Here is a 27,000-nt window from a genome sequence, read left to right on the forward strand (position 1 = left end):
ACCATATTGGCAACGGTGGACTTGCCCGAACCCGATTCGCCGACGATTGCCAGGGTGGTGCCACGTTTGACCGAGAACGACACATCGTCTACCGCCTTGAACATTTCTGTTCTGCGAGGTAGTTTGAATTCCTTGGTCAGGTGCTCGACCGTTATGATGTGTTCACTGCGTTCCAGGGTTTCCTCACCCTTGACCTTGTGCTCCAGCAAGGCATCGGCATCGCTGCCGCGCTCCTTGGCCGAGATGATGCGTTGCGAAGCCAGAGATGGTGCAGCATTTACCAGACGCTTGGTATATGGATGGCGAGGGTGCTGAAGTACTTCCAGACTTGGACCAGATTCGACAACACGCCCCTTGTACATGACAACGATATGCTGGGCGCGCTCTGCTGCAAGACCCAGATCGTGGGTGATGAACAGTACCGCAGTGCCAAGCGAATCGGTGAGCATCCTTAAGTGGTCGAGAATCTTCTTCTGAACCGTAACATCCAAGGCGCTCGTTGGCTCGTCCGCAATCAGCAGATCAGGACGTGAAGCAAGCCCGATAGCGATCAACGCACGCTGACGCATGCCGCCTGAAAATTCGTGCGGATACTGTCGAGCTCGAGTTGCCGCATCGGGCAGACCTGCCTCGGCGAGAAGGCCTGCAATGCGGTCATTCATCGTGGAGTCATGCACGTGTTCCTTGGCAATTGCCCATGCCTGATCGCTCTGGATACCGGCATCTATAAGGTCCTGCGCCACGATCCATCGCGGTTCTGAACCAGGAACCCAGGAAGCCTTGAATTGTTTCAGGGTCTTTTCAACGGCATTGTTGCCTGCCTGCTCGAGAGCCAGTTTCGCGGCTTGCAACAGTGCGGGCAAGCCCGCCGAGGAAACGAAAGCCTCGTCATCCTCCTTGCGCACATCAACCTCCGCATGTGCCAAGGTCTTGGAAAGGCTGCTCCTACGTTCGTGAGCAACATCCATGTTGTTCGCGACCAGCGCCTCTTTGACCTGTGAACCGATTCTCCATACCGGGTTGAGATTACTCATGGGATCCTGAGGCACCAACCCGATGTGGCGTCCACGGATCTGCTCGTATTCCTTCTTGGTGATCTTGGTGAGCTCGTTGCCCTGAAGATTGATACTACCCCCGGTGATGTGACCTGTTCCGGGAAGCAGTCCAAGCACAGACATGGCACTCGTCGATTTTCCAGATCCCGACTCCCCCACGATTGCAACCCATTGACCTGGATACACGGTGAACGATGCGTCGCGCACGGCGTGAATCGGTGTATTGGAGTCTGTGGTGAAGTCGACGCTCAAGTCCTTGACCTGCAGCAGCGGTTCGTTTGCAGACTGCTGATTGATTGGCTTTTCGTTCCAGCTCTCAATATTCTCATTCGTCTGGTTAGTCATTAGTTCTCCTCATTGCACTGTTCTGCATGGCCTATTTAGACTCTGCTCTTTGGATCAAGGGCATCCTTCACTGCATCGCCCATCATGATGAAGGCAAGTACGGTGATTGCCAAGGCCAATGATGGATAGAAGAGCACCTGTGGATCGATTCTGAGCAATGATTGTGCGTCAGAGATATCGCCTCCCCAACTGACGACTGTGGTGGGTAGACCCACACCGAGGAAGCTCAAGGTTGCCTCGGCCACAATGTATGAGCCGAGCGAAGTGGTGGTGAGCACAATGACCGGTGCCAATGCATTCGGAACCACATGGCGGAACAGATTTCTCAGTGGTGACGATCCCAGCGCAGTCGAAGCGGTATTGAACTCAAGATTCTTTGCCTCAAGCACCGAGCCTCTGATGATTCGTGCCGTGGTAACCCAGCCAAAGAGTGCAAGCACAAGAACAACCTTCCAGATTGAGGTTGAAGTCTTGAACATCTGCAATACGACGATTGCACCAAGCAGCATTGGTATGGCGAAGAAAATATCGGTGATGCGGCTCAGAACGGCATCGAGCCAGCCACCATAGAACCCTGCAAGAGCCCCGACAATGCCACCGAACAGCGTGACGATGACCGTGGTGAGAATACCGACACTCACCGAGGTACGGGCACCGTAGACAACGCGGGAGTATACATCGCAGCCCTGCTGATTGAACCCAAGAGGATGACCTGAACTGGGACCGTCCAAGGACTGTGGAAGATTGCAGTAATTCGGGTCAACCTTGGTAAATATGCCCGGGAAAATTGCGACGATGAGAATGATTAGAATCAGAATGCCCGAAACAATGAACAGCGGATTCTTTCGCATGCTACGCCATGCGTCAGCCCACATGCTTGATGCAACCTTCGACTCATCGACCGAATCCACCTCCTGAACGGGGGTCTCATCAATTGGAGCAACAAATCGCTCCTGACCATGCAGTGGCTGCACGACGAAATCATTGGTATTCTCACTGATTGTTGTATTTGAATCTGTCATCAATCCACCTCACGCATATCTGATTCTCGGGTCAAGCACCGCATAGAGCATGTCGACCACAAGATTGCACACCACGAATACCAGAACAAGAATCGTCACGATGGAAACCACCAGAGGACCCTCGCCTCGTAAGATTGCCTGGTACAGAGTATTTCCCACACCTTGAATATTGAAGATTCGCTCTGTGATCATGGCGCCGCCCATAAGAGCACCGATATCAGTTCCGAGATAGGTTACCACTGGAATCAAAGAGTTCCTTAAGATATGACGCATGATGACCGATCGATTCGACATGCCTTTGGCCCGTGCAGTGCGCACATAGTCTTCACTGATATTCGAAGAGACCTCGGTGCGTGCGAGTCTGATGATGTAGGCCATGGACACGCTGCCCAGCACCATTGCCGGCATCAGCAAATCAAGGAATCCCGGTGAGCCTCCCGCAGTTACCGGAAGAATTCGCCATTTCACACCGATGAAATATTGCAGCACAAAGCCGGTGACAAACGTAGGCACGGAAATCAGCAGCAGCGACACGATCAGAATCACTGAGTCGTACCACTTGCCTTTCTTCAGTCCAGATATGACTCCAAAGATAACGCCAAAAATGCCCTCAAAGACAAAAGCCATCAGCGCGAGCCGGATGGTTACCGGGAATGCTCGACCAATGACGGAAATAACAGGCTGACCAGAGAATGTCATGCCAAAATTGAGACTCAATGCATTCTTGAGGAACAGCAGGTATTGAATTATGAACGGTTTATCCAGGTTATATTCGGAGCGAATCTGTGCTGCAACCGCCTCGTTTACCGGTCGGGCGCCGAACATGGCTCTCACGGGGTCACCTGGAAGCGCAAAGACCAGCGCATATATCAACAACGTCGTACCGAGAATAACAGGAATCATCTGCAAAATTCTTCTTAGCAGATACTTACCCATCGGCCATCTCCTTTATGTGTGTAAGGCCCGACCTCATCGTCAGTAGTGCGCGCTGCTTTGTACGGTTCATAGGCATTCAACAACAGTGCAAAAATTACGAGAAACAACAATTTCAAGCCACATAAACGGAGGAAAGGCATACTTCGCGATGCCTTTCCTCCGTTTGCTTTCTGGAAGGTTTCTAACCTTACTTGGTCAGGTTCTGATATACAGGAACGTTCTTCCAGTTGAGAACGAATCCCTTGACACCCTTGGCTGCAACACCTGCTGCATTGCTGTAGTAGAGCGGCACTGCCGGCAGATCCTTGAGAAGCAACTCCTCCGCCTGCTGGTAATACTTGTTGGCATCTGCGGTTGAGGATGCCTGATCGGCCTTGGCAAGCAAGGCATCGAATGCAGGGTTCTTGTAATCGCCATCGTTGGAACCATTGCCGTCAGCAGCTGAGCTTGAATACAGCGGCGTGAGGTAATCTTCTGCAGATGGGTAATCTGCCTGCCAGCCGGTACGGAATGCTGAAGTTACCTTGCGGTCGGTGATTGCCTGGCGGAAGGCGCTGAAGGTTGCGTACGGGTTGGTCTCAGCATCGATGCCAAGCGTGTTCTTCACAGAATTGGCAATGGCATCGTACACAGGCTTTGCACCACCATCTGCATTGTAAGCAAAGGTGAGCTTATCAGAAGAGCTCCATGGAGCAATGGCATTGGCTTCCTTCCAGAGCTTCTTGGCTTCGGTTGGGTTGTAGCTCAACACATCCTTGCCCGTGAGCGAGTCTGAATAGCCAGGAGTCACTGGTGAAGTGTAATCGACTGCAGGAGTTCCTACACCACCGAGAACCTTGCTTACGATGGTCTTGCGATCAATGGACATGGAAACGGCTGCACGACGCAGTCGACCTTCCTTGTCGAGCTTGAAGTGAGTGAGCGTTGACGGGAAAGTGAAGGACTGGAATACCGACCCAGCCTTGTTGTATGCCTGAACCGTGTTGTCGGTCTGGAATGTCTGCGTGTCAGAGCTTGGAATGGTTTCGAGAACATCAAGGTTGCCACCCTGAACGTCAGCATAAGCTGCATCTGGATCGGTGTAGACCTTGAAGTCGACGCCACCATTCTTTGCGGGCTGTACACCCTTGTAATCAGCATTCTTTACCAAATCGATGCTCTGGTTATGAGTCCATGACTTGAACTTGTAAGGACCATTGCCGACCGGCTTCTCGCCGAATGCCTTGGGATCCTTGTAGAAGGATGTTGGCAGTGGGGCATAAGCAGTGTATCCGACCATGGTCGGGAATATGGAGCTTGGAGCGTTCAAGGTTACCGTGAATTCGGTATCGCTGTTGACCTTCAGGCCTGAAAGTTGAGCGTCGGAAGCGGTGCCCTTTGCCTGAAGCGCGTCATATCCCTTGATGAGTGAGAAGAAGCTTGCGTTGACCTGAGCGTTGGTTGCATCGGCAGCATAGCTCCACGCCTTGGTGAAGGACTCTGAGGTCACCGGTGTGCCATCGCTGAATTTCCAGCCGCTCTTCAAGACGATGGTGTATACGGTCTTGTCTGCATTGGCAGTGATGGATTTGGCCACTTCATTCTTGGCGTTGCCCTTGGTGTCAAAGGTAACAAGCTTGGCGAACAGCAGGTCGATTGGATTTCCTCCGCAATTTTCGTTCGTGTTAGCCGGAATCAGTGGATTCTGTGGCTCGCAGCCATAGACGTTCATGACCTCGTTGGTGGATGCCGACGTAGATGATGAACTTGTGCTTGAAGAACCACCACAACCGCTGAGCAACAGTGCCAATGCACTGCCGGCAGCAGCCATGTATGAGAGTCTTGAGACTTTCTTCATATAACTTCTCCCCCATAAAACCATTCATATTGCAGAACCATTTTCTGCCCCCAATTGTGACGCACGTATCCCGCGCGCATTCATCTTTGGATTGGTAACCATTCTTATCGCAAAATGTTTCAAGTGCAAGTTTTGAACGAATAACGTTATGAAAAGTTTAAGAATTGACGAATACATTATGAAATTTTGGTGCCAACAATCTATGGATTTTCTAAGAATTCCATGTCAGCACACGAATGTGGCACTTGTTTCGGTTATCTTTTTCCGATGTGCATATCCCGGCGTTTCACATATAGATGTACTTCCTCCATTGTGCGATAAGCGCAACCGTGCTTTGGATCAAGTGTGTAACCAACTCTCTGGCACATCGGTGATGGTAACGTTCTTAAGCATGTTTCCCACACCGCCGTCATTCTCGAGGGAACGCCAATGCATATTTTCGCTTCAACTGCTCGATGGAAACGTGTGTGTACCGTTGTGTCGTGCTCAGCGAAGCATGTCCCAACATTTCCTGCACCTCGCGCATATCGGCACCTCCATCGAGCAGATGTGTCGCTGCGGAATGTCTCAGCGCATGAGGACTTATATCCGGGACTTGGGATTCAGCTGCATGCCGATGGACGATTTCACGGACTTGCCGTTGACCTATTCGCCTGCCTTGCACGCCAATGAAGACCGCCTTGAAGCTCAAGCCCGCACTGTGTGCGTGTTGAAGCATTGAGTTTCTTGGATCACCGATCCACGCCGCCAACGCCCTCGCTGCCGGAATGCCAAAGGGAATCACACGCTGCTTATTGCCTTTTCCTGTCACACGGACGGTATGTTGCGAAAAGTCAATGTCATGCACATCAAGGTTGGTGAGTTCGGCAACGCGCATTCCCGTTGCATACAAAAGCTCAAGAATTGCAGCATCTCTGGCGGTCAATGCTTCGTGCTTGCCGTGTTGCTGATGTTCGGTGGCGGCAGCTTCGTCCGCATCCTCCATCAGACTTTTGGCTTCCTGCTCTGTCAATACTTCCGGGAGCACTTTCGGCAGCTTCGGAGTCATGAGCGTGGCACCGGGATCAGTCGCGATGATGCCGTGCGCAAGACAAAAAGCAAAGAAACGGCGAATGGCAACGGTTTTTCTGGCTAACGAAGACTTTGCGTGGTTGCGAGCAACATCGGCCTGCCATGCGCGCAGCACCTGGGTGGTGATATCCGCCATATGCTCAATACCTACGGATTCCATGTAAGCAAGGCACTGACGAATATCGGAGTCATAGGACTTGATGGTGAGCGGTGCTACGCCCACCACAACGGACATATGGGTGTCAAACTCTCTGAGTTGCTGTTCGAATTGCAATTGTCCTCCCATCCCATATTGTATCTGCAAGATTCAAGGCCTTGCACACACACTGAACATAATTTCAATGCGTTGCCTCCATCCCCAGTGTAATTGCGCATATGTGCACAGCATCCAGTTCCCGAAGGAAAAAATCAACGGTTGAAGTCGGCGACACCTCCATGCATCTGCGCTCTGAAATGAACATCAAGCATCAAGACAAGGCATCCCTCTAGGATAAGAACGGACAAGAAACCTAGTCGTGATAATTATTCAGGTTTGCACATCTGATTTCGCAACGATGTGTAACATCACATGTGATATGGATTGGTACGTTATGGCCCGTCATTCAGCACACGAAGCACGCATGCACAGCAGCACCTCGGAGCATGCTCATCCCGAGCAACCAGAGTATGGACACGCCTCTGACCCCATCACTGCGCCTCATGTGCCAGTCGCTCAGCACGAGAGCGCACAGAGGATAGTGGCCTCGGCAAGCGATCTGACCAAGACATATGGCACACATGATGCCATTGTCACCGCTCTCGACCATGTGAGCGTCAACTTCGAACGCGGCAAGATGACCGCCATCATGGGACCATCCGGTTCTGGCAAATCCACGCTGATGCACTGCATGGCAGGTCTTGACACTCCAGATTCCGGTACTGTACTTGTAGAGGACTTGGAAGTTTCTTCCATGACACAAAAGCAGCTCACCACACTGCGTCGGGAACAGATAGGTTTCATCTTCCAGTCATTCAATCTGATTCCCACCTTGAGCGCTGAAGAGAATATTCTGCTGCCTCTCGAAATTTCAAAGAAAAAGATTGATCGCGATTGGTTCAGACACATCGTCGACGTTGTCGGTCTGCAATCTCGCCTCACCCACCGACCAAGCCAACTTTCTGGCGGTCAGCAACAGCGCGTCGCATGCGCTCGAGCCATGATGTCACGTCCATCGGTAATCTTTGCAGACGAACCGACCGGCAACCTCGATTCCAAATCAAGTGGCGAAGTGCTTGGATTCCTCAAATCATCGGTGCAACGTTACGGTCAGAGTATCGTCATGGTCACTCACGATCCTCGCGCAGCCTCGTACGCCGACAGAGTCCTTGTTCTCGCCGATGGTCGCATCACCAACGATATGAAGGAACCCAGTTACGAAGAGATTCTTGCGGTCTTTGCCGATGAGGGATCAGACAATCACCAATCCGATGAGTCCAGCGAAAGCACCATAGAGCACACTGAGCATCTTACGCACGGGGAACACAGAGAAGTGCGCGAACAAGACGGTACGACCGCCGCTGCCTCGACCAAGCAGATGGGATTGCAACTGTGATCAAACTTGGCTTGCGCGACGCTCGCTCTCATTTCTCTCGATTCGTGATGTCCATCATCGCCATCGCCCTCGGTGTCGCCTTTGTAGTCGGATCGTTCTGCTTTAGAGAGATGCTCAACAATCAGGTGAGCGATATGCTGTCCACGAACGCGGACGCAGATGTGTATGTGCGCGGTACAACCAAGACTGCCACGGATTCAACCACTTCCGCAGCTTCCAGCAGCTCCGATTACAATGTGATTCCTACGTCTCTGATAGACACAGTATCTGCTGTACAAGGTGTAAAGGGAACTTCGCCACTGTACACTGTTTCCGGTTTGGTACTTGTCGCCAAAGATGGCAATGCTGTTGCCACAACCGGTGCACCCACGCTCGCCATGGGATTCAGCGCCAAAGATTCCTGGCGCGCAGTCACCTTCACTTCTGGCACTTACGCCAAGAATACGCACGAGGTGGCTCTCGAATCCTATGCAGCAAAGCGTGCAAACCTGAAAGTTGGCAACTCCACAACCTTGGTGTATCCAACCGGACCGCAGAGTGTGAAGGTCGTCGGTATTTTCCAAACCACTTCAAGTCAGGCAGGGGCAATTCTCCTTGGTATCGACGAGAATTCAGCCAAGGCACTCTATGAGCAGACCACGGGTTCGACAACCAAGATTGACGAAATTGGATTGTATGGCAACGCCAATGGCGGTAACGCACTCAGCGAGCAACAACAGCAGAGTCTGGCAGATAAGGTCAATGCAGCCATTCCTTCAGGGTCAAAGGCAACGGCGATAACCGGCGACGAGATGCGCAGTGAAAAGACCAAGTCAACGCAGGATTCTCTCGGTTTCATACAGCCCATGATCCTGATTTTCGCTCTGATTGCACTTTTTGTAGGATCATTCATCATCGCCAACACATTCTCTATGATCGTGCGCGAGTCCATGCGAGGATATGCACTGCTCCGATCGGTCGGCGCTTCTCCGAGCCAGGTGTTTCTCACGGTTGTGGTGCAGGCAATTGTCCTTGGCATTATCGGCTCTGCCGCAGGCATTGGACTCGGCTGGGGCATGATCAAGCTCATTGTTTATGGATTTAGTCAATCCGGCTCCACGCTCACCGGATCCTCGAACCCTACAATTCCCGATATGCTCATTGGAGTCCTTGTCGGTGTCGCAGTCTCGTTGATCGGAGCTGCACTTCCGGCACGTCATGCCTCGCTTGCCCCGCCATTGCAGGCAATGAATGAGACAGTCAATCCTGAAAAGGCAACGCGTGCACGAGGTATTCTCGGCCTTGTCATGATAGTGATCGGCATCGCATTCTGGGGCTTGGCGTGGTTGTTATCCAACGATGGCAAGCAGACACCTTGGGATTGGCTCAATTCCACAAATCCAGCAATTTCACTTGGCATAGGCGCAGCCTTGATTCTTGTGGGCACGATAGTCATGGCCCCTGCAATCGTCCAACCTGTCAGTCGAATACTTGGATGGATTCCGTCCTTGGTGTTCCCTGTAACCGGCCGACTCGCCTCACGCAATCTTGCGCGTTCCAAGCGCCGCACTGCCAATACGGCTGCCGCTCTGTTCGTCGGCATTGCCATAGTCAGCTGCCTTGGGGTTGTGGCATCTTCGGTGAATGCATCCGTCTCAGGCATCGTTGAAAGCGGCATCAAAGCTGACTTTGCAGTGCTCGCCAACGGCGGCATGGGAAGAATCCCACAGCAAGGCATCGATGCCATGAGCAAGGTCAATGGTGTCAAATCGGTTAGCAGCATCAGCTATCTGATGGATGTGACGTACCCGGGAACAAGCGATAAACCCTCAACATTCATGGCTCAGCCATCCTTGTTCACCGATGTGTTCGATCCTGTCGAAACCGCTGGAAATGCTCGTCAGGCTATGGATGCCGGTCAGCTCGTAGTCTCCAAGAGCGTTGCCGACGACAATGACTGGCATGTTGGTCAATCGATATCGGTGAAATATGCGCAGGGCACTGAAAAACTCACCATTGGCGCGATCTCTGATAATTCGATTTTCTCAGGCAGCATCTATGTGAACCAGACTATGGGAAACAAGCTCACCACGGAGGCGACACGATTCATCACCGAGGCATTCGTCAAAGCTGATGCAGGCAGGAATGTCACCACCTTGAAGAAGGATCTGATCACGGCGGTCAAGCCCTACTATGTGATCAGTGTGATGACGAAGGATGAATTCAAGTCGACCATCAGCTCCATGGTAAATCAGGTGCTGCTGATTGTGAATGCTCTACTGGCACTCTCAATCGTGATTGCCATCTTTGGCATCATGAACACGCTCGCACTCTCCGTTTCTGAACGCACGAAGGAGATTGGTCTGTTGCGCGCCATTGGAGCGGGCAGAGGGCAGATTCGCGGCATGATCGCCATCGAAGCGTCAATGATTTCCGTTTTTGGCACACTTCTAGGACTGCTCGTTGGCACTACTGCAGGTGTAGTGATTCGAAAGCTCTATGCAAATCAAGGCCTGACCGAACTGAATATACCTATCAGTGAATTGGTGATCTTCGTGGTCCTGGCCATTGTTGTTGGCATGGTTACCAGTCTGCCACCAGCCCGAAAGGCACTGAAGGTTCCCGTTCTCAACGCTGTAGCCAGCGAATAGCAATCAGGACTCCTGACTGGCGTTTTTTACAGGCTCCGTGTGATGACTCTTGCCGCATGTGTCGTCACAAAGCCTGTTATCTGTTCCCCAGCCTTCGCAGATTCAATTAACGTCTGCTGCCACGCCTGCTCGGGAATGGTGATTTCGTTATGCTGCCCATCCAGCTGCTGAGTCGAGGAATTCTCATCAGCGGTATTGTCTTTCCGCTGCTTGCGTTTATATGCGCGGAAAGGCTCGGGGGCCTGGAAGAATTCGTAAATCCGCTTCTCTGCCTGCTGTGCGTCTGGCGACTGCTCTTTTTCCAGGGGCGTTTGAGAAGAAACATCGCCAAGCTGTTCCAGCGACTCCGCAACAGAGCTCAGCCGTTGCGATAACTGTCTGAGCAACGAAGCCACATTTCCAGAATCTTCCTCGATCATTGCTCTGGTTCGATCAGGGTCAGTCAAAGAGACCCTTGTCATATCACGCCATGAGCCGGCAGCAAGGGCTGCCTCAATGTTGCGATGCTCAGAATCGACAAGCATGGCTGACAAAGCTGTGGAGACAACATGCGGCATGTGTGAAATCATCGCAGCGCTGCTGTCATGAATATGATCGTCAAGCGTGATGATTCTATTGCCGACACCCTGTGTAATCATGTCAGCGACCGTGAGGTATCGATCGTAACGGGTATTTTCATCAACGGTGATTGCCCAAAGCGCACCGTCGAACAATGTGGGATCGGCAGCAGCGAATCCTGAACGTTCATTTCCAGCCATGGGATGAGCACCGACATAATACTCTGCAAGACCTGCGTTGCTGACTTGCTGGCGCAGTTCGGTCTTCACGCTTCCGACATCCGTCAACGTTGTAGCAGGAGACAATGCAGGAGCCAGTTTGGCAAGCACTGCTGGCATTGCAGTCAAAGGTGTGGCAAGGACCAAAACGTCGGGTTTCCCCGCAGCCAATGCTTCAAGCGAATCCACGCAGCGAATATGATGTCTGGCGGCTGCCTCATAAGGGCGACTGTTATGGTTCCACGCGATTACGTAACGCCCACGCTCGGCGAGTCTCAACGCAAGGGAACCGCCGATGAGACCTAATCCCGCTATCGCTATCTTATGTGCCGATGTGAGAATCGGTGAGGCCTGCATGCCAGGCATGGGATGCATCGAATCGTGGATGTGTGAATGATTGTCATGCAGCGCATGCTCGGCATGCGCTGCATCGGTTGCTGCATGCCTCGCCGAACGCGTAGATATTGATTGGTTGGTGCCAGAAACTTCACTCATACCCTTTTCCCGCTCTTTTCGATCCCTGTTCTTGTATCGACCTACCAACTCCTGGTGAAAGTATCGCCAAGAGTCCATCAGCTCAAATGAACTGCGCTTGAAGTCTTGTCGCTGTCTCGTCTGCAGAGAGGCTATCTCTCCCGCCTGCACCACCATCAGGGAGCATCCACGATGTCACTGGAGGATTGGGGCGTTCCTGTCGGGCATATACCGCCAGAGTCTTGACCCAGTCGCCTCTCTCGATGATGTTTTCCAACACCGATCTGAAATGAGATTGCCATGGTGCTGCATCGATGGTAGCTATGAAACTATAGGTTCCATCATGACCCTTGATTGGTCGAGATATGAAGCTGGTCATATTCAGACCGGCATCTCGAAGCAAATCAAGTAGACCAGCCAGCACACCTGCTCCTGTGCTCAGGGGAATGAAGGCGACCACCGACTCATATTCCGCAGACGGTTTCTGGTCACCAACCATCAGGCTTCTTGCTTCATTTCTAGGGGCGAGCAGTAAAAAGTCGGTTCTACTCCCCTGATAATCCTGGACTCCACGCTGCTTGGTGGCCAATCCGTAAAGTTCGCCACAGATTCGCGGACCGAGAGCAATCTGTCCTGATATGATGTCTCTGCATGCAGCGGCATTGGATGCAGCAGGAACTTCTCGTAGTCCTAAATGCTGGGTAAAAGTACGGCATTGGGCCAATCCATGAGGATGAGCGGTAACTTCTGTTGGCTCTGCAACGTCGTCGGGGAGCATAAAGGCATCGAACTCGATATTGACACTCACCCGCCCACAGCCCACCACATTATGAGCATCGATAAGACCGTCAAGATTGGGGACGACATACCCTTCAACGTTATTTTCCCATGCGATTACTCCAAAGGCACCACCTACATTGACTGCCTCAAATATCTGTGAGACATGTTCTGCGGGCTGCAGCACCGTTGAAGCTGCGTCATGAGATGGAGCGGCGGAATCTGTTTCTCCTGATGCTCGCTGAACACGAGGCAGGAATTGCTTCGAGGCCGCATGGGTGAACGATCCCTGTGGACCAAGATAATACACTGTGCGGCTACTCATTGTTTGGTTCCTTATGCTCTGGCACAGGGTCAGAGTGAGTCGATTCTCTCTCGCCTATCACACTCACCGCTAAGTCGGAGGCGATCTCCCCTTCAGTATCCAATATTGGCGCGTCATCAGCCAGCCTTGGTATTACGACAAACCATTGCACAGGAAACAGCGCGATAACGAACTGAACGAGAATCAAACCCAAAAGCCAATAATACCCGACATGCAACCCGAAGTATGTGTTGAATGCCGCTCCCCCAACTGGAATGAGCACATCGCCCATAGGACCCTGCCCAGCAAGCATGCCCACACCGAAACATGACGCGATCAGATGCAAGACCAAGCCGATGATCCCGCCTCTTGATCGGGCCTGCCACGCTGAAACGCCAACCAGCACCAAAGCCAGAACAAGCCCGTAAGGTAGATTGCTCGACGCACCCATGCGATGCACCGGCGTGCCAACGATGGAAGCGACAAAGCCCAGCGCCAACGAAATGAACAACCGCACCCTGATGCCGAATCGGAAAGACCATGGCATGAGTTTTCGATTTGATTTGCCGCCGTTCGTGCCCAACATCATCGCATTGAGTCCATATGCACTCGATTTCATACATTTCAGCCTAGTACAAGCCACATGCAAACGGCATCTGGTACTCATTGTGAACTCACTGAAGTACAAAGCGACAAAAAGCCATGAAACATGCCGAAAACCCTTGAAATGCTATGGGCAATTCAAGGGTTTTCATGCTCTGTACTCCAGCGAGTTCACAATGAGCGCTAACTACCAAAAATTGACGTCATCAATCAGCTATTTTTGTTCTGACGACGCTGGCGTGCGTTCCATTTGTACCACTGATCACGGTCGAGAATGATCTTGCGCACACGAATCGACTCTGGCGTGACCTCGACGCACTCGTCTTCGTTCGCAAAGTCCAACGACTCTTCAAGGCTCATATCAATGGGTGGAGTCAAGGTCTCAAGCACATCAGCTGTGGCGGAACGCATATTTGTCATATGCTTTTCGAGCGTCACGTTAATGTCCAGATCCCCCGGCTTATTGGCGATACCAACGATCTGACCCTCATATACAGGTGTCTGTGGCTTGACGAAGAAGTTGCCACGAGCCTGAAGCTTCTGCATGGCGTATGGGCTTGCCTTGCCTGAACGGTCAGAAACCATCGAACCGTTCTGCCGGGTCGTGATTTCTCCTGCCCAAGGTGCATAGCCGGCGGAAAGCGATGAAGCGATGCCTGTACCACGAGTGGCACTGAGGAGAGCAGTTCTGAAACCGATCAGGCCACGGGACGGAACGGTGAACTGAAGACGGACCCAGCCTGAACCATGGTTGCTCATGGAGTCCATACGACCCTTGCGGTCTGCCATCAGCTGCGTGATGGTACCCATATATTCCTCAGGAACATCAATGGTCGTGTTCTCCATTGGCTCATTGAGCTTGCCATCAATCTCCTTGGTGACAACCTGAGGACGACCGACCGTGAGTTCATATCCCTCGCGGCGCATCTCCTCTGCAAGCACAGCCAATGCCAGCTCGCCACGACCCTGAACCTCCCACGCATCTGGACGTTCGGTCGGAACGACCTTGATGGAGACATTGCCGATAAGTTCGTGGTCAAGACGATCCCTGAGCATACGGGCGGTCAGCTTGTGATCCTTGCCTTCCGTTCCGGCGATTGGAGAATCGTTGGTAGCGAAGGTCATCGAAATGGCAGGATCATCGACATGAATCAGCGGCAATGGCTTCGGGTCGTTGGGATCAACGATTGTTTCGCCAATCATGATGTCCGAGACTCCTGCAATGGCAACGATATCTCCAGGACCTGCCTCATCAACCGGTGTGCGATCAAGACCGACCGTGCGAAGAATCTCGGTCAACTTGAAGTTTTCGATAGAGCCACCCACGCGGGAAAGACCATAGGTCTTCCCCTTCACAAGCTTTCCGTTATAGATACGCACCAAGCCGAGTCGACCAAGATAGTCGGATGCATCGATGTTCGTGACGTGAGCCTGAACTGGGGCACCTTCTTCATATTCCGGTGCGGGAATGTTCTTCAAAATGGCATCGAACAGTGGCTCAAGATCCTCATTGTCAGGAACGTCACCGTCAGCTGGCTGCTTCGTTGAAGCGTAGCCGGCCTTCGCCGCGCAATAGATCACTGGCAGATCAAGCAATGAATCAAGGTCGAGATCGACACCTTCTTCGCTCACATCCTGTGCGAGTCCAAGCAACAGATCGGTGCTCTCTGAAACGACTTCCGATATACGCGCATCAGGACGATCTGTCTTATTGATGGCGAGAATCACAGGGAGCTTGGCCTCCAGGGCCTTACGCAGCACAAAACGTGTCTGCGGCAATGGTCCCTCTGAAGCATCAACCAGCAAGACAACGCCATCCACCATGGAGATACCGCGTTCGACCTCGCCACCGAAATCGGCGTGACCAGGTGTGTCGACAACGTTGATGGTGATGCCTTCTGGCTCATTCAATTCTGCAGCGAGAGGACCGGTATATTTCACAGCCGTATTCTTCGCCAGAATGGTGATGCCCTTTTCGCGTTCCAAGGCGTTGGAATCGAGAACTCGATCGGGAACCTCTTCGCGCTCGGAAAAGACATGCGATTGCTTGAGCATCGCATTAACCAACGTCGTTTTACCGTGATCAACGTGAGCAACAATCGCAACATTCCTGATATCACCGCGTACCGCCATTACAACCTCATTCTGTGGGTAACAATCCAAAGGAAGATAATCCTTGGAAGACAAGAGTTCCTAAACCTCGGCAATTCTAGCCACATTTATAGACTTTAAGAATTTCTTGAGAGTGAACATGCGGCCAATGTAGGGTGAAAAGCTTGCAAATCAATGCAAATCAGCGGTTTTCACTCTCCAACGCATTCGCCACATTAGGCAGGAACGGAGCGAGCGATGGCAGTTGCTCAAGTGAGTCCAGCCCGATTTTTTCAAGGAAGTATTCGGTGGTGACCAACAACGCTCCACGCGTATCCTCATTAATACCGTTCTCGCGAATCAAGCCTCTGATCATCAATGAACGCAACACGCCGTCAGAATTCACACCACGTATGGCTCCAACCTGTGCACGCGTCATCGGCTGCTTGTAAGCAATAATTGCCAATGCCTCCAGCGAAGCCTGAGTAAGCCTTGCAGTCTGGCCTGCGGTGACGAATGCGGAGACGACAGATTCGAACTCCCGCCGATTCACGAACTGCCAGCCTCGGGCGGTGTGTCGCAGGGTGAAGCCGTGCGGCTGCTGAGATGCCGACGCTGACTCGTAGCTGTCGGTGAGCTCCTGCAAGGCAGCGGTAACATCGGAAAGGTCAACAGCGAGAATTCTTGCAAGATCCTCTCCGTGCTGCGGTTGATCCGCAACCATAAGAATCGCTTCCAGGCAAGCCTTGAGTCCTCCTGGAAAATCATTGACATCGAAGTCAACATATTCTGGGCGCGCATCGTTACGATCTATCTGAGTCTCATACATTCCCGGGTCCGCCCGTGTTCCAGACACTGCGTCAGATGTATTGTCAACCATTCATCAACCTTCTCATGCGAAATCACCGGCATCGACCGGCAAGGCGGCACCATCTGTGTGCTTGGCGACCCAACGAAGTGACAATGATGCAAACGGTCCGGCCTGCCTGTATTGCACGAAACCCTGTTTGAAGAATACCAGCACCGCAAAGAAACGAGCGATTATCTCCAATCGGCTCGTTGCATCACAGATCAGATCCTCGAAACTGCACGCATCTCCTTCCGCCGACATCAGTCTTTCGCGAATCATTGCAGCCTGAGCTTGCAGATTGACCTGAGGTACATGCAACTGTGCGAGTGAGACCTCTTCCGGCGGAGCATTCATCAACGCTCGGGCGGCAAGTCTCGCGAGATCGAATGCATCGGTGCTCCATTGCAATTCCGGGAGCATCGAAGCAACCTGTTCAGTGACCACAGCATGATGCGGGAAGAAACCGGAATTTGCTGCAAGACGCTCACGAAAATTATTTCCGGCCTCTTTGAAAGCCTTGTATTGCAGTAATCGTGCGAACAGGAGATCGCGATCTCGAAGTGCCTGCAACGTCTGCTCATCATGGTCACTGGATTCGGTGTGCGGCAGCAAGGCCGCGCTTTTAGCCTCAATCAGAATCGAAGCAACATCGATGAATGCGCTCACTGTATCAATGTTCCTGTTCATATCGAGCGTCTGCACAAAATCGAGAAACTCTTGAGTTATCTCGCAGAGTGACAGTTCGGTAAGATCCAGACTGCGGCGGGCAAGCAAACCCAGAAGCGCATCGAATGGACCTTGATAGACATCGAGATTCACCGAAAATTCCACATTGATGTCATTCTCCATAACGGAAACATCGCTGGTTCCGTCTGAGGCAATCTGCTGATTCTCGGATATATGCGTTTCCATCGTCTCTTCTTGCAAGCCGTCGTTAAGCGACGATGCCACGAGCGATCAGTTCTCGAGCAACTTCACGATATTCCTTTGCAGTCTTGTGCTCTGGGGCATACATGGTTATCGGCTCCCCCGAGACCGTGGCATCAGGAAGCTTGATCGAGCGCGTGATGACCGAATGCAGCACCTTGCCCTTGAACGCCTCATAGATGCGTTGGAGCACCTCTTCTGAATGCAAGGTACGCGTATACATCGTCACCAGCACCCCATAGACAGTCAGATCAGGATTAATTCGCGTCTGCACCTTTTCGATTGACTGCATAAGCAATGCAACGCCTCTCAGGGCAAAGAACTCGGCAGCTACAGGGATTATCACTCCGTCCGCCGCTGTAAGTGCATTTACGGTCAACAGACCCAGAGAAGGCTGGCAATCAATGATAATCAAGTCATATTCGTTACGAAGCCGGCGCAAAGTGCCCGCAAGCACCTGTTCCCTACCAACCTCAGTGACCAGCTGTACCTCTGCCGCTGAAAGATCGATGTTTGCAGGAATGATGTCCAGATTGGGGAAACGCGTATGCACGACCACATCGTGCACATCCATGGAAGGGTTAAACAACGCGGTATAGATCGTATTGTCAACGCTATTAGCATTGATGCCCAGTCCGACGGTCGATGCCCCCTGAGGATCGAAATCGACGATAAGGACACGACGACCGTAAATACTCAAAGCACCTGCGATATTAATTGAGCTCGTCGTTTTGCCAACACCGCCCTTTTGGTTGCACATGGCAATGATTCTCGCAGGTCCATGTTGATGAAGAGACTCGGGTGCAACGAAGGTCTCATACTCTCGTCCCAATAAATCCGTAGGCATACTGCTACACTACCAACTTCCCCGCTCATGCGTTTGTACGTCTAGACTTGTGCGGCATCGCCCCTATGAGCAAGACTGCTGACGCACATCGTGAATCCGCTCCTTGAAATGTATCGTACTCGACAGTGTAGGCACATCATCGAACAGCAGCAGCAATTCAGTCACGCTTTTCTTTGCATGCTGAAGTTTTGTCATTGCAGATTCCGGCTCATCGTGCTCTCGGATGTGCCATGATATAGCTCTCCTTCAATGTTTCAGGGCTCACATGCGTATATATCTGGGTCGTGGTGACCGAGGCATGCCCGAGCAATTCCTGCACAGTTCGCACATCGGCACCACCTTGAATCAGATGCGTTGCAAACGAATGCCTGAGTGTATGAGGGTGTACCTTCTGGGACAAGCCTGCACGAGCCGCAGTATATTGCACAATCTCCCATACCGATTGACGAGACAGCCTATGCCCGCGAGTGTTGAGGAATATAGCTCGCATCTCGAGTTTGGTCTTTGATCTCTTCTGCAACTCATTTCGTCCATATGTAAAATATTCCTGAACCGCTCGTTGGGCGTATCCGCCGAAGGGCACCAGTCTCTGCTTTGAACCCTTCCCCATAAGGCGAACGACACGACCAGCAAGATCGATATCTTCCCTATTGATTTTCACTGTCTCTGAAACCCGAGCTCCGGTTGCATACATCAGCTCCAGCAATGCCCTATCGCGGAGCGCGATTGGGTTGATATCTCCTGCCGAACATGCGGCTTCGAGCAGTGCTGCAACCTCATCGATCGTCAAGACATCTGGAAGATGCGCAGGAGCCTTTGGTGCCTTTATCTGTTGCGAGACATCGGCATCGATCTCATGCTCAGCCAAGGCAAAACGATGGAACTCATGTATTGAAGCCAGACGTCGGGCACGGCTGCGTGTCGATTCGTCCTGCAGACTCACGATGAAGTCCTCGACAGTCTGGGATTCAACAGGGGCAAGACTGGTATATCCATGCTGCTGCAACCATTCACAATACCGATGAATGTCTGCTTCATATGCCTGCACCGTCGAAGCGGCCAATCCGCGTTCCACATCGATATGTACAAGAAATCGAGGGATAAATTTCCCGAACCAGGTGTCTGCACCACCTGTTGTGACTTTTCCCATACTATGAATCATAGATTCCCGATTGGATTCGACGACTGTGCTGTATTGCCCACGAGCTTTTCGACTTGGTGAGGTTCATTGTGAACTCCACCAAGTATATAAGTCCTCAATCGTGAGAAATCAGGCCGCCGGGAGCCTAAAATGGCACCTTTCGGTGTTGCTATACTTTCTGAAGTTCACAACGAGCAACAGACACAAGCGTAATTCAGACCAAAAATATAAAAACCCCGTCAGAAGACGGGGTTTGAACAGCTACGGTCGTTTTCAGGCGGCCACAGGCGCGTTGACATCCTCTGGCAAAGCGTTCTTTGCCTGCTCAACGATTGTCTTGAATGTCTCTGGATCATTCACGGCCAAATCTGCCAAGGCGCGGCGATCGAGCTCGATGCCGGCAAGGTGCAAACCTTGGATGAAACGATTGTACGTGATGCCTTCGGCACGAACTGCAGCGTTAATGCGCTGAATCCAAAGCTTGCGGAAATCACCCTTGCGAGCCTTGCGATCGCGGAAGCTGTAGTTGAATGAATGGAGCAGCTGTTCCTTTGCCTTGCGATACAGACGCGAACGCTGTCCACGATATCCCGAAGCCCTATCCAATACGGTGCGACGCTTCTTCAAAGCGTTCACTGCGCGCTTTACACGTGCCATAATCTATTCCTGCTTTCCTTGGATCTTTAAGTTTCGCTGCGCTCAGTGATTGAGCAATTTTCTCATGTTCTTGGTCTGGCCTGGAGCAAGAACCTGATCTGCCTTCAAGACACGACGCTTGCGAGCTGACTTGTGCTCGAGATTATGGCGCATGGCACTGCCGGCCTGCATCAGCTTTCCCGTGCCAGTGACGCGGATACGCTTCGAAGCCGCGGAATTACTTTTCATCTTCGGCATTGCTGCCCTCCTTGTTATTTATTGTTCTTAGAAGTCTTTGCAGACGCGATGCGGTGCATGTTCTGTGCTGCACTGCTGGCAGCTGCACTGCTTCGCATTGCCGTACTCGTAGAATGTCCTGATCCGCTACGGCGTGCGCTCGCGTCATGCGACGCATGCGAATTGGATTGCGAAGCACGGTGCTCATGCTGATGTGTTTCATGAGACTCATGTGCCGGAGCATGACGTTGCTCATGAATCTCCTGAGGCACTTCGTTCTTCACAGGCTGAACGCCACTTTCCTCTTGCTTGGTTGCCAGGCGAGCTGCCTGACGAGCCTGGCGCTCTGCTCTCGACTGGCTGCCACGACGGCGCTGTTCAGATTGCGTGTGCACTTTCTTGCCCTTCGGAGCCAACGTCATGATGATGTTGCGCCCCTCCTGCTTCGGTGCGAATTCAACAGTCCCCAGATCGCTGACTTCTTGAGCAAGGCGCCTCAGCAGATCAACACCGCCGATAGGACGAGACTGTTCTCTTCCTCTCAGCATGATGGTGACCTTCACCTTGTCTCCTCCGGAGAGGAAGCGCGAAACGTGACCCTTCTTCACTTCAAAATCGTGTTCGTCAATCTTGAGGCGGAAACGGATTTCCTTGATCTCAGCGGTGCTCTGGTTTCTGCGAGCTTCACGTGCCTTGATCTTTTCGTTGTATTTGAACTTGCCGTAATCAATGAGCTTGGTTACAGGCGGTTTGGCATTGGGCGCCACCTCGACTAAATCGAGACTCGCCTCACGTGCCAAATTCAATGCGACAGAGGTTGCGATAACCCCAACCTGCTCGCCGTTCGGGCCGATCAGGCGTACCTGAGGTACGCGAATCTCGTCGTTAATCCTTGGTTCGTCGCTAATGATGACTCCTTATACTTGCTGCCTTGTTCATTCCGCTGGACACCACATGGAAACCGGCACAGTATCAAGTCCTGAGCTGCATGACGAAAAAGATTCGCAATGAATCTTCACTTTCATTCGCACGTGTAAGCGAATGATGAAATGATACATATCATTTCTTCGACTTCAGTCGGACCCGAAACCGCAAAAGGCTTCCAGGTGGGGCACCCCAACGGGATAATCCACTTTCCTGATTTCTCAAGCGTTGAATATAATACCACACCCTCGGACATTACTGTCTGAAGTCATGCCATGTGCTCATGCTATCTGTGTCGCGCAAGCCAACATGGATGCGTGGATCACTTCACCTGAGCGAGATACTCACCATATCCCTTGGCTTCCATCTGATCCTTGGGAATGAAGCGCAGGGAAGCCGAATTCATGCAGTATCGCAATCCACCAAGTTCCTGCGGCCCATCATTGAAAACATGCCCAAGATGAATGTCGGACCGTGCTGCGCGCACCTCTATCCTAGGTCTGCCAAACAGCGAACGATCCTCACGATTCGTCACCGTATCCGTCGATATCGGCTTGGAAAATGCCGGCCATCCACAACCCGAATCGAACTTGTCGCTTGAAAGGAACAGCGGCTCGCCACTGACGATGTCAACGTATATTCCCGGCTTGAAATTCTCATCGTATTCATTTTCAAATGGCCGCTCGGTACCTGCGTTCTGGGTCACATCGTACTGCTCGGGAGAAAGCTTCCAGACCTGCTCGATGAACTGCTGTCTTTTGGAAACATTGAGAATCTTCTTCATCGGGATGTGGCAGTATCCCCCAGGATTCTTGTCGAGATAATCCTGATGGTAGTCTTCAGCGGGATAGAAATTCTGCAGTTCCCCTATCTCTATGGCGCTTTCCCTCCCGAAGCGAGTATGAAGTTCGCGAAGCACCTGGGTGAAGGTCTGTTCCTGATCTGAGTCTTCGGCATTCCAATAGATGCCACTTCGATATTGTCGCCCACGATCATTGCCCTGCCGATTCACTGAAAAAGGATCAATGGCATCTATGAACAACAACGCAAGCATATGCGCCGAGACCAAGTCGGGATCATAACTGACCTTCACCGTTTCCACTGCATCAGTTTCGCCGGTACACACCTGCTCATAGCTTGGATTCGCAATCTTGGACTGGGCGTATCCGACTTCGGTTGCCGTGGCCCCTGTGACATTCTGGAAGTAACGCTGCAAACCCCAGAAACATCCACCTGCAAAATATGTTGTTGTCGTCATGCCAAGAATTATTCTCGATTGTTCGAGAAAAGTCTACGACAACCGTCGCATTTTGGCGCAGCGCACAAGCTTTTCAATCGAAATGTCGAGTTTTGTGGCAATTGAAGAAGTATACAAGCTCAAAAACGTTGGAATCGACACAGAGAAGAGCCAAAAACGAGACTTATAGCTAAAAATTGTCACAAAACTCAATATTTCGATCGCACCATGAAGAACAGTGGCCTCGATTGAGCGTCACGTTAGGCTCATGAGGCCGGAAATACCCTGCTCCTTCAATATCTTCCGGTACGGCCCGGCCTGTTCCTTGATAAGTTCGTCAATTGCACGCATGCCAAGCACCTCGACCGGAGCCTTGTCATCGGTGAGTACATAGCCCGACATGGTTGAAGAATACTTGACAGGGATCAAACGCAGGGTCACTGAACTCATGGCATCGGCAAGATCGTCGCTTCTGGTACGTTGCACGGCAGTTTCTGGAAGCGATTCGAATGATAGCCCATCGCTCCGGTTCAACGGCTTCTTGGCAAACAGCTCTCGGTTGGTGGTATCAGGAACATCCGCCGTTGCAACCAGCGGAGAGGATGCGGAACGATTCGTGCCAGCCCCATTCTCAAAGACCGATGAAATCGTTGCTTCCAGAGCTTCGTTGATGGAACCTTTGCCGTCAGAGATCATGTTCATGTTCACTACCATGACTCCACCGGGATTGAGATGATCTCGAACCAGATTGAAAAACTCGGTTGACGACATCTGGAATGGAATGGTGATGTCCTGATAGGCATCGACCATGATCACATCGTATTTTTTTGTATCAGAAGCAAGCCATGCACGACCATCGTATGTGCTTACCGGTATGTCGCTGGGTTCCTTGAAATAGCGGTCGGCAAGCTTGGTGATTGACTGATCGATCTCTACGCCAGTGATTGCCATCTTTGGATAATATTCGCGCAATTGTCGTGCGTACGTTCCAGTACCCATGCCCAGAATCAATGCCGAGTTTGCATGTGCCGCGAAAGCCGGTGCTGCAAGCGCAGTGTCGTAATAGAGCCCCGTCAGTCCACCTGCCTTCATGGTGACCGATTGCACGCCGAAGAGCACATTGGTGGAGAGAATGGTTCGGTCAGAGAGATCCTTGACCTGAAGATAGTTGTATTCCGATTCTCCTTCATAGGCAAGATTGCGTTCCCAGAATGCAAATCCCGATAACGGCGACACGATCGCTGAGGCAGCGAAGAGCACAATGCATGCGATGCTGGTGATGATGTAGGTACGGCCCGAGAGGAAATAGACCAATGGCAGTGCCAGCAGAATGCCCGCAAAGATAAGGAAGGTCACGAAGGTTCCCACTGTGGGGATGGTAAGGAAAGTCGGCAGAAAAGTGCCGAGAATCGATCCAATCGTATTGCACGCACCGAGCCGTCCGACGATGGTTGCATTGTTCTTCAATGAATCGGTCGTGAATTTCACCAGACCTGGCGTAACGGTTCCCAGCAGGAACAGTGGCGGCACAAATATGACCATGCAGCTGATGAACGCTGCAAGAATAAGAAAATTCGTCGAAATCGTAACAATCAGCACACCAGAGATCGCGATGATGATGTATTTGCCAACGAGGGGAACCAATGCCAGCCATACCGCGGCGAACATGATGCGTCTGTAGAGGTGGTCCGGATCTGGATTCTTGTCTGCCTGACGTCCTCCCCATACGTTGCCTAATGCCATGGCGATCATGATCGTGCCGATGATGATCGTCCACACTATTTGCGAACTGGAAAAATACGGCGCGAGAAGCCTCTGCGCTCCAAGCTCTGCGGCCATCACCGCCATGCCGGAAAAGAATTCAGTAAGATAGAGAAAGATTTTCGAGTTGAGAATCGCCTTTGGCGTGTGGGTTTCCAGCATGAGAACCTTTCGATACGCTGTCGTTGCTGATATCACCTTACTGCGGTAGCCAATCATGCGCTCAAAGAACATCGAATGTGTTGCATCGAAAACCGCTGACTTCGACGCGCTATTGGACTCATTCATCGCATGCCCCATCCGCGGTGGTCTGTGCTTGTTAAGATGCACCTAAGATGCAGATGTGACGAAGGTGGGTTGCAGCCCGGCATATCCGAAAGGTCAGCAGCCGTCAACGCACCCCTGACACGTTCTGTTCTGTGTGTTCTGCAACGCGATGCGAGGATAGATAGCTATGGAAGATGTGCGTTCAAGGCAGCATGATTCGAACCATGCCGAGTCAGACTTCAGTGGCAGCATACGAGTGTGCGTCATCTTTGCAGCAGGAGAATATTTTGGAAAAACTGCCAGGATTCCTCAGGATGCGTATGTCATAGCGGCTGATGGCGGCTTCGATCATTGCCTCAGCCAGCACGCTCATGCCGATATAGTCATGGGCGATTTCGATTCAATCACCGTGGATGTCCCCGCCGGCACAGCAAGCTTCCATGTGCCAGCCGAGAAGGATCTCACCGATACCGCCAGTGCGGTTACCCTAGGTTGGGAAAAGGGTTGTCGCGAGTTTCATATCTATGGTTCATTGGGTGGTCGACTCGATCACTCGATAGCCAATATGCAGCTCGTGGCAGGCTTGGCCAATCATGGTGGCATAGGGTTTCTCTACGGCGCAGATGTGGTGGTAACGGCAATTCGTAACGGCAGTCTGACTTTTCCAGCCTTCACCTGCCCGGAACGTACGATGCTTTCAGTCTTTTCGAGTTCAGACGCTTCACTTGGCGTGAATGAGAGAGGGCTTAAGTATTTTCTCGACAATGCAACCTTGACAAACGACCGTTCCAATGCGGTGAGCAATGAGTTCATCAGCGGCACGCCGTCTCAGATCAGTGTCGAGACGGGAACCATCCTTGTCACTTTCGCATCTGAAGCCGAGGCACCGAACTGGTCTACACGAGTCGCTCAAGAAGCAACATTTGACACCATAAGCACACAAGTAACTTCAGCTTTGAACACGCCAGGCAACAAGAACGCACACCTTGTCTAATTCTTTAACTGAGAGCCAATTTTCGTGTGTATCTCTTTGATTCCTGCGATAATTCTCGTGTGAACAGAGTTACTGAATCAATTCATAAGTCATCCGAGGACGGCAGTGCACATTCCCCGGATCAGGGTAGAGACTTCAGCAACGACAAACCAGAAGATGCAATTGGATTTGTCTGCTACAAACCTTGCTCGACTTGTGCTAGAGCCCGCGTTTGGCTCAATGACCATCACATACCTTTCAATGAGCGTGACATCAAGGACGACAACCCTTCTGCAAGCGAGTTGAAGAGATGGTGGGAAATGAGCGGTCTTCCTCTGAAGCGATTTTTCAATACCTCGGGACAGTCATACCGATCATTGAACATGAAGGACCGACTGCCTCAGATGTCAAACGAGGAAGCGTTGGAATTACTTGCTACCGATGGAATGCTTGTCAAGCGACCCATAGTTGTGAGCGCTAACAATATTCTTGTGGGATTTCGTCCCGAGGAATGGCAGAAGGCTCTGCTCTAGTACAGGCACACTATTACAGTAAATGGTGTTGAAATAACATATCGCCACTGCGTTCTGTGGTTCTCGCAGGCGTATGGCCCAAATCCCATAGGGAGATGTAAATGACAGTAAAGATTGGCATTAACGGCTTCGGTCGTATCGGTCGTCTCGCATTCCGTCGTATCTTCGAGCTGCAGCATCGTGGCGGTGAAGCCGGTGACATCGAGGTCGCAGCAATCAACGATCTGACCACCCCATCGATGCTGGCATACCTGTTGAAGTACGACAGCACTCATGGCACATTCAAGCACGACGATGGCACTCCCGTTGAGGTCACCTCAACGGATACCGCAATCGTCGTCGATGGCAAGGAATACACCGTCTACGCGGAAAGAGATGCCTCCAACATTCCGTGGGTCAAGAACGATGGCGTTGAATTCGTGCTCGAGTGCACCGGCTTCTACACCTCGGCCGCGAAGTCCCAGGCTCACCTTGATGCCGGCGCGAAGAAGGTTCTTATCTCCGCTCCTGCCAAGGACGACGTTCCTACCGTTGTCTACGGCGTGAACCACGAGATCCTGAAGCCAACGGACGCCATCGTGTCCGCAGGATCCTGCACCACCAACTCACTCGCCGCCATGGTCAAGCTTCTTGATGACAAGTTCGGCGTCAAGGTCGGATTCATGACCACCATCCACGCCTATACCGGCACCCAGATGCTGCTTGACGGACCTCGCGGAAGCAAGCCACGCAACAACCGTGCATCCGCCATCAATACCATCGAACACTCCACCGGTGCTGCAAAGGCAATCGGCAAGGTCGTTCCTTCGGTCGATGGCAAGTTGCAGGGCCACGCACAGCGCGTTGCCATCCCTGATGGTTCGGTTACCGAACTGACCTCCGTACTCGAGAAGAAGGTCACCGTCGAAGAGATCAACGATGCTTTCAAGGAAGCATTCTCCGATACGGATTACTTCGGCTACAACGGTGACGGCATCGTCACCTCCGACATCGTCGGCGACACGCACGGTGGCGTCTTCGACCCAACGCAGACCGACGTGAACCAGGCTGGAGATGATCAGCTCGTTCGCACCGTTTCCTTCTACGACAACGAGTACGGCTTCACTTCAAACATGATCCGCACTCTGCTCTACTTCGCTGAGATTTCTGAGTGA

General features: G+C 51.9%; 22 protein-coding genes and 1 pseudogene. 5 read left to right on the forward strand and 18 right to left on the reverse strand.

The annotated features are described in order from the left end of the window. From BAQU_RS09095 to BAQU_RS09115, 5 genes are all read right to left on the reverse strand, one after another. Nucleotides 1–1,400: ATP-binding cassette domain-containing protein (locus BAQU_RS09095; protein ID WP_094694939.1), on the reverse strand; the 1,400-nt coding region annotated here is incomplete at its 3' end. Between the two features lie 35 nt (nt 1,401–1,435). Then, entirely contained in the window at nt 1,436–2,422 is a 987-nt protein-coding gene (locus tag BAQU_RS09100; protein WP_094694941.1) for an ABC transporter permease, read from the reverse strand. 9 nt (nt 2,423–2,431) lie between these two features. Continuing rightward, nucleotides 2,432–3,358 (reverse strand): ABC transporter permease, encoded by a 927-nt coding sequence (locus tag BAQU_RS09105; protein ID WP_094694943.1) that lies wholly within the window; start codon nt 3,356–3,358, stop codon nt 2,432–2,434. Nucleotides 3,359–3,545: 187 nt separating this feature from the next. Next, a complete protein-coding gene (locus BAQU_RS09110; RefSeq protein WP_094694945.1) occupies nt 3,546–5,195 on the reverse strand; it encodes a peptide ABC transporter substrate-binding protein in 1,650 nt (549 codons plus the stop codon). Between the two features lie 409 nt (nt 5,196–5,604). Beyond that, nucleotides 5,605–6,552 carry a tyrosine recombinase XerC gene (locus BAQU_RS09115; protein WP_094694947.1) on the reverse strand — a complete coding sequence of 316 codons (948 nt, stop codon included), beginning with the start codon at nt 6,550–6,552 and terminating at the stop codon, nt 5,605–5,607. Between the two features lie 334 nt (nt 6,553–6,886). On the opposite strand from BAQU_RS09115, the gene BAQU_RS09120 reads away from it, so the two are divergent. Both BAQU_RS09120 and BAQU_RS09125 read left to right on the forward strand, forming a co-directional pair. Continuing rightward, a complete protein-coding gene (locus BAQU_RS09120) occupies nt 6,887–7,858 on the forward strand; it encodes an ATP-binding cassette domain-containing protein (protein WP_094695140.1) in 972 nt (323 codons plus the stop codon). Beyond that, nucleotides 7,855–10,488, forward strand: a complete 2,634-nt coding sequence (locus BAQU_RS09125; RefSeq protein ID WP_094694949.1) for an ABC transporter permease — start codon at nt 7,855–7,857, stop codon at nt 10,486–10,488. Before BAQU_RS09120 ends, BAQU_RS09125 begins: the two co-directional genes overlap by 4 nt. A 26-nt stretch (nt 10,489–10,514) precedes the next feature. Here BAQU_RS09125 and BAQU_RS09130 read toward each other — a convergent pair whose 3' ends face one another. The 13 genes and pseudogenes from BAQU_RS09130 to BAQU_RS09190 all read right to left on the reverse strand — a co-directional run bounded on the left by BAQU_RS09130 (nt 10,515) and on the right by BAQU_RS09190 (nt 24,361). Further along, the gene (locus BAQU_RS09130; RefSeq protein WP_094695142.1) at nt 10,515–11,621 is read right to left on the reverse strand and encodes a prephenate dehydrogenase; all 1,107 of its coding nucleotides are present in this window, start codon (nt 11,619–11,621) and stop codon (nt 10,515–10,517) included. Between the two features lie 220 nt (nt 11,622–11,841). Beyond that, nucleotides 11,842–12,840: a prephenate dehydratase gene (locus BAQU_RS09135; protein ID WP_094694951.1), complete on the reverse strand. Its 999-nt coding sequence runs from the start codon at nt 12,838–12,840 to the stop codon at nt 11,842–11,844. Further along, nucleotides 12,833–13,438, reverse strand: coding sequence for an alcohol dehydrogenase (locus BAQU_RS09140; protein ID WP_211277155.1), 606 nt, complete (start codon nt 13,436–13,438; stop codon nt 12,833–12,835). Before BAQU_RS09140 ends, BAQU_RS09135 begins: the two co-directional genes overlap by 8 nt. Before the next feature lie 194 nt (nt 13,439–13,632). Next, a complete protein-coding gene (typA, locus tag BAQU_RS09145) occupies nt 13,633–15,555 on the reverse strand; it encodes a translational GTPase TypA (RefSeq protein WP_094694953.1) in 1,923 nt (640 codons plus the stop codon). Nucleotides 15,556–15,715: 160 nt separating this feature from the next. Then, a complete protein-coding gene (gene scpB, locus BAQU_RS09150) occupies nt 15,716–16,342 on the reverse strand; it encodes an SMC-Scp complex subunit ScpB (protein ID WP_094695144.1) in 627 nt (208 codons plus the stop codon). Between the two features lie 63 nt (nt 16,343–16,405). Further along, nucleotides 16,406–17,275 carry a segregation and condensation protein A gene (locus BAQU_RS09155; RefSeq protein WP_169713295.1) on the reverse strand — a complete coding sequence of 290 codons (870 nt, stop codon included), beginning with the start codon at nt 17,273–17,275 and terminating at the stop codon, nt 16,406–16,408. Between the two features lie 22 nt (nt 17,276–17,297). Next, the gene (locus BAQU_RS09160; RefSeq protein WP_094694955.1) at nt 17,298–18,137 is read right to left on the reverse strand and encodes a ParA family protein; all 840 of its coding nucleotides are present in this window, start codon (nt 18,135–18,137) and stop codon (nt 17,298–17,300) included. Between the two features lie 208 nt (nt 18,138–18,345). Further along, nucleotides 18,346–19,287 (reverse strand): site-specific tyrosine recombinase XerD, encoded by a 942-nt coding sequence (gene xerD, locus BAQU_RS09165; protein WP_094694957.1) that lies wholly within the window; start codon nt 19,285–19,287, stop codon nt 18,346–18,348. Between the two features lie 264 nt (nt 19,288–19,551). After that, nucleotides 19,552–19,935 carry a 50S ribosomal protein L20 gene (gene rplT, locus BAQU_RS09170; RefSeq protein ID WP_094694959.1) on the reverse strand — a complete coding sequence of 128 codons (384 nt, stop codon included), beginning with the start codon at nt 19,933–19,935 and terminating at the stop codon, nt 19,552–19,554. Between the two features lie 42 nt (nt 19,936–19,977). Beyond that, nucleotides 19,978–20,172, reverse strand: a complete 195-nt coding sequence (gene rpmI, locus BAQU_RS09175) for a 50S ribosomal protein L35 (protein ID WP_094694961.1) — start codon at nt 20,170–20,172, stop codon at nt 19,978–19,980. Nucleotides 20,173–20,453: 281 nt separating this feature from the next. Next, nucleotides 20,454–21,062: pseudogene (infC, locus tag BAQU_RS09180) on the reverse strand (translation initiation factor IF-3); the annotation flags it as partial. A gap of 335 nt (nt 21,063–21,397) precedes the next feature. Then, a complete protein-coding gene (msrB, locus tag BAQU_RS09185; RefSeq protein ID WP_094694963.1) occupies nt 21,398–22,333 on the reverse strand; it encodes a peptide-methionine (R)-S-oxide reductase MsrB in 936 nt (311 codons plus the stop codon). A gap of 234 nt (nt 22,334–22,567) precedes the next feature. Next, nucleotides 22,568–24,361, reverse strand: coding sequence for a spermidine synthase (locus BAQU_RS09190; RefSeq protein WP_244568511.1), 1,794 nt, complete (start codon nt 24,359–24,361; stop codon nt 22,568–22,570). Between the two features lie 166 nt (nt 24,362–24,527). Here BAQU_RS09190 and BAQU_RS09195 point away from each other — a divergent pair, with 166 nt between their 5' ends. The 3 genes from BAQU_RS09195 (at nt 24,528) to gap (ending at nt 27,000) form a co-directional block, all read left to right on the forward strand. After that, nucleotides 24,528–25,334 carry a thiamine diphosphokinase gene (locus tag BAQU_RS09195; protein WP_094694965.1) on the forward strand — a complete coding sequence of 269 codons (807 nt, stop codon included), beginning with the start codon at nt 24,528–24,530 and terminating at the stop codon, nt 25,332–25,334. Nucleotides 25,335–25,393: 59 nt separating this feature from the next. Continuing rightward, nucleotides 25,394–25,846 (forward strand): arsenate reductase family protein, encoded by a 453-nt coding sequence (locus BAQU_RS09200; RefSeq protein WP_244568512.1) that lies wholly within the window; start codon nt 25,394–25,396, stop codon nt 25,844–25,846. 101 nt (nt 25,847–25,947) lie between these two features. Then, the gene (gap, locus tag BAQU_RS09205) at nt 25,948–27,000 is read left to right on the forward strand and encodes a type I glyceraldehyde-3-phosphate dehydrogenase (RefSeq protein ID WP_094694967.1); all 1,053 of its coding nucleotides are present in this window, start codon (nt 25,948–25,950) and stop codon (nt 26,998–27,000) included.

It is taken from the genome of Bifidobacterium aquikefiri, from assembly GCF_002259795.1.
GTDB classification, from domain to species: domain Bacteria; phylum Actinomycetota; class Actinomycetes; order Actinomycetales; family Bifidobacteriaceae; genus Bombiscardovia; species Bombiscardovia aquikefiri.

Coding starts and splice junctions, on each gene's coding strand:
- BAQU_RS09160 (WP_094694955.1), bottom strand. CDS start 18,137: ATGCCTACGGATTTATTGGGACGAGAGTATGAGACCTTCGTTGCACCC.
- gap (WP_094694967.1), top strand. CDS start 25,948: ATGACAGTAAAGATTGGCATTAACGGCTTCGGTCGTATCGGTCGTCTC.
- typA (WP_094694953.1), bottom strand. CDS start 15,555: ATGGCGGTACGCGGTGATATCAGGAATGTTGCGATTGTTGCTCACGTT.
- BAQU_RS09190 (WP_244568511.1), bottom strand. CDS start 24,361: ATGAATGAGTCCAATAGCGCGTCGAAGTCAGCGGTTTTCGATGCAACA.
- rpmI (WP_094694961.1), bottom strand. CDS start 20,172: ATGCCGAAGATGAAAAGTAATTCCGCGGCTTCGAAGCGTATCCGCGTC.
- BAQU_RS09115 (WP_094694947.1), bottom strand. CDS start 6,552: ATGGGAGGACAATTGCAATTCGAACAGCAACTCAGAGAGTTTGACACC.
- BAQU_RS09195 (WP_094694965.1), top strand. CDS start 24,528: ATGGAAGATGTGCGTTCAAGGCAGCATGATTCGAACCATGCCGAGTCA.
- BAQU_RS09140 (WP_211277155.1), bottom strand. CDS start 13,438: ATGAAATCGAGTGCATATGGACTCAATGCGATGATGTTGGGCACGAAC.
- BAQU_RS09105 (WP_094694943.1), bottom strand. CDS start 3,358: ATGGGTAAGTATCTGCTAAGAAGAATTTTGCAGATGATTCCTGTTATT.
- BAQU_RS09135 (WP_094694951.1), bottom strand. CDS start 12,840: ATGAGTAGCCGCACAGTGTATTATCTTGGTCCACAGGGATCGTTCACC.
- msrB (WP_094694963.1), bottom strand. CDS start 22,333: ATGACGACAACAACATATTTTGCAGGTGGATGTTTCTGGGGTTTGCAG.
- BAQU_RS09155 (WP_169713295.1), bottom strand. CDS start 17,275: ATGGAAACGCATATATCCGAGAATCAGCAGATTGCCTCAGACGGAACC.
- BAQU_RS09100 (WP_094694941.1), bottom strand. CDS start 2,422: ATGACAGATTCAAATACAACAATCAGTGAGAATACCAATGATTTCGTC.
- BAQU_RS09130 (WP_094695142.1), bottom strand. CDS start 11,621: ATGCAGGCCTCACCGATTCTCACATCGGCACATAAGATAGCGATAGCG.
- rplT (WP_094694959.1), bottom strand. CDS start 19,935: ATGGCACGTGTAAAGCGCGCAGTGAACGCTTTGAAGAAGCGTCGCACC.
- xerD (WP_094694957.1), bottom strand. CDS start 19,287: ATGGGAAAAGTCACAACAGGTGGTGCAGACACCTGGTTCGGGAAATTT.
- scpB (WP_094695144.1), bottom strand. CDS start 16,342: ATGTATGAGACTCAGATAGATCGTAACGATGCGCGCCCAGAATATGTT.
- BAQU_RS09110 (WP_094694945.1), bottom strand. CDS start 5,195: ATGAAGAAAGTCTCAAGACTCTCATACATGGCTGCTGCCGGCAGTGCA.
- BAQU_RS09120 (WP_094695140.1), top strand. CDS start 6,887: ATGCACAGCAGCACCTCGGAGCATGCTCATCCCGAGCAACCAGAGTAT.